This is a genomic window from Mucilaginibacter sp. P5_A6 (assembly GCF_056400585.1).
Genome location: NZ_JBFUKZ010000071.1, coordinates 1 through 3,034, shown reverse-complemented (window position 1 = coordinate 3,034; position 3,034 = coordinate 1). Strand labels below are relative to the sequence as shown.

Sequence of the window (3,034 nt, the reverse complement as noted above, 5' to 3'; positions counted from 1 at the left end):
CATCCATTGGTAGTCCCATATGTCATTCCCTTTGTGCTGCATACTTGAAAAAATATTTTCCCAAAATATGTAATGATCACCATAATAGTTTTTCAATTGTGCTGCAGCGTTTGACGAAAGCCAATCTTTCATGTCATAATCATAATATTTCCAGGCCCGTTTCCACGTCGCCCATCCCCAGCCATGTATTTGTTTAGTAAAATAATAGCTATGTGTACTATCTGTTGCTATCCAGTCATTTAAAAAATAGCTACCGCTTATATGCATTACCTTTTCATCATCCTTATAATAATTTAGCAACTCTTCACAAAAAGTGAAAAATGAGGGATCGGTATCTATATCATCTTCAAGGATTATGCCCTGCTCAACATTTTCAAAAAACCATGTTATTGCCTGGGCGGGTGCAACGCCACAACCTAAATTTTTGTCCCTAAACAAAGTTTTAACTTCGCAATCCCAATCAATGTTTGAAACTATATTTCTTGTAGTTTCACATAGTTTAACATCATTTAGATGGTTTACCCTGGGCCCATCGGCAGCAATGAACAAAAATTTAGGTTTTTGTTTGCGTATTTTCTCGAAAACCTTTTTTGTTGTGTCGGGGCGATTAAAAATCAGGAATAAAATTGGGGTGTTAAGCATTACTATGCCTCCTGTGCAAATGCATTAGCATAGCTAATATTTTCAGTTTAATATAAGCAAACAGGCAGTAAACACGGTCAAAAGGCCCAAGAGGGGATTCTGCAGATAGCGCGGCTTGTTTTAAATATAACCTCATATTCATGAAAGGGCGGGTGAATATCCGGCTGCCAAAATACTTCATTAGCATTGCACCCCTATCTATATGGAATTTGTTGTCAACAGCAGTAGTGCTGTAGCCGCCAACAAAGAAATTTGCAATTATTAAATCTAAATAGGAAAAAGATGTATTTGCATAGCATCTTAAATTAAACTCCTGATCTGCGCTTGCAATATAATCCAGATCATAATTGCCAAATAACTGAAATACGCTTTTATTGTAAAAAATTGCCTGGTGGCAAATATTCGTCTTTATGATCTTCTCCAGGTCATATTCCCCATTAAATACCACATTATTTAAGTTCCATTGATTTTCGCCACGCATCATTACATTGCCATAAATAACATCAGCATTTGTAGTTTTGGCGGTAGTGGCTATTGTTGACAGCACTTTATTATCATATAATGTATCATCACTGCCCAAAAAATACAGCCACTCCCCGGTACACACCTTAATTCCTTTATTCATAGCATCATAAATGCCACTGTCTTTTTCGGATATGAAATTTAAATAAGGATATTTCGACTGATACCCTGCAATTATGTCTAAAGTATTGTCTGTTGAAAGCGCATCTATAAGCCAAACTTCAAAATCCGGATAATCCTGGCTTATTATACTATCCAGGCAGTGTGCAATAGTATCTGCTGCATTATAGGTTGGTATAATAATGGAGATTTTTAAACCAGGATCTGTAACTGATTTAAGCACCATTAAATACGGTTTTAATAAAAAAACTGATCAGCCTTAGTTTATTGATCATGTTAAGCTGAAAGAAGTATTTTTTAGCTAAGGGGAGTAAAACACTCTTTTGTTTATAAGGATAGTAAGCTTCAAATACTTTATTATTCAATTCAACAGGTGAATGATTTAGCAAATAAAACTCCCGGTGATCTTCTATCAGTTTGATCATATCTAACCGGTCAAAATTCATATTCATTCCGGTTACAGACCGTTTCCAGGTATAAATGCACTTGTTTAAATACAAACCTTTGTGCCCGGTTGTTATTACACGGATCCAAAAGTCAACATCCTGGATAGAGTATGAATATTTAAGATTATAGCCGCCCACTTTTTCCCATGTTGCCTTTTTGCATGGACTTGTGCCCAACAGTTTCCAATCAGCAGCCAGTTTTTTAACATTAACTACATTTGATGTGGCAATGCTGCTGCAGTCAACAATTTTTGTTTCTCCGTTTTCAATATCTTTTAAATAGTAATTACCAACAATAAAATCAAAACCGGGGTTTGCTGTAAAAGCTGTATAAACATTATCCAGCGTGCCTTCCGGCAAAACATCGTCGGCATCCAGGGGAAGTATGTAAGGCGTTAATGCATTCTTGAAACCAAGGTTTCGTGAATTTGACAGGCCAAGGTTTTGTTGGCTGCGAATAATTTTATGGCGGCTAAATTTTTCAATTAGTTGCAGTAGCCTTAACGTAACCAGGTTTGTGGAACAATCATCAACAATAATAACTTCGGTTTGCGCATAAATTTCATTGTGGTATAATGAGCGCAATGCATCCAATACGCACGCCTCCTCATTAAATACACAAACAACAACGGTTAATTTATACACTGGATGCTATAAGCCAACCTATTCGCCTGGGAACTGTTTTTACCCAAAAGTTGAAACAAGTTTAAAAACTATTTTTTGTGATAGGGGCAGGGGTTTTGAAAAAAGCTTTTTGATAACAAAGGCTATCAACCCTTTGTGTCGGTAGTTTAAATGGGAAATGATAAGATCCAGGCATTCGCGGTGAAAGTCTGGATTGAAAATGTACCATTTTAGTTTATCCATTAACACGTTCCTTGCTGTATCTTGCGGATACGAGTAAAATATATCCTCGTAAACATGGAAGATAGGAGCTTCAAGGTTTTTATTTTGATAAGTAGATTGCTCTGGGTGGATCCGGTAATAAAAAAGCCTGTCGGGTATCGACCGGAATTGCTTGTTATGTAGCAGCAATTTGAGCCATAAGTGATAGTCTTCTGCGTTTTGAATGCTATCCTTTTCTGAAAATCCGCCTACTTGTTCCAATGCTTCTTTTTTGACCAAAACCGATAAGATAGATATGCGGTTATGAAATATAAAATCGCTAAAATTACCGCTGTTCCATAATTTCTTTACATCAGTATCCAAATCTGCAACCTGGTTACCGGTAAGGCTATAACCCTGCGAAAAAAGTAGTTCGATGTTATTATCTGCAGTTAAAACTTCTGTTTGCAGTGATAGCT

The 3,034-nt window shown here is 36.6% G+C and carries 4 protein-coding genes; all 4 read right to left on the bottom strand.

Annotated elements, in window-relative coordinates; genetic code table 11:
* A partial coding sequence (locus AC1DO4_RS27685) for a nucleotide-diphospho-sugar transferase (protein WP_477421006.1) occupies positions 1 to 642 on the bottom strand: 642 nt, incomplete at its 3' end.
* The gene (locus tag AC1DO4_RS27680) at positions 635 to 1,510 is read right to left on the bottom strand and encodes a glycosyltransferase family 2 protein (protein ID WP_477421005.1); all 876 of its coding nucleotides are present in this window, start codon (positions 1,508 to 1,510) and stop codon (positions 635 to 637) included. The genes AC1DO4_RS27685 and AC1DO4_RS27680, both read right to left, overlap by 8 nt.
* A complete protein-coding gene (locus AC1DO4_RS27675; protein WP_477421004.1) occupies positions 1,500 to 2,375 on the bottom strand; it encodes a glycosyltransferase family 2 protein in 876 nt (291 codons plus the stop codon). Before AC1DO4_RS27675 ends, AC1DO4_RS27680 begins: the two co-directional genes overlap by 11 nt.
* Positions 2,376 to 2,414: 39 nt before the next feature.
* Positions 2,415 to 3,034: glycosyltransferase family protein (locus AC1DO4_RS27670; RefSeq protein ID WP_477421003.1), on the bottom strand; the 620-nt coding region annotated here is incomplete at its 5' end.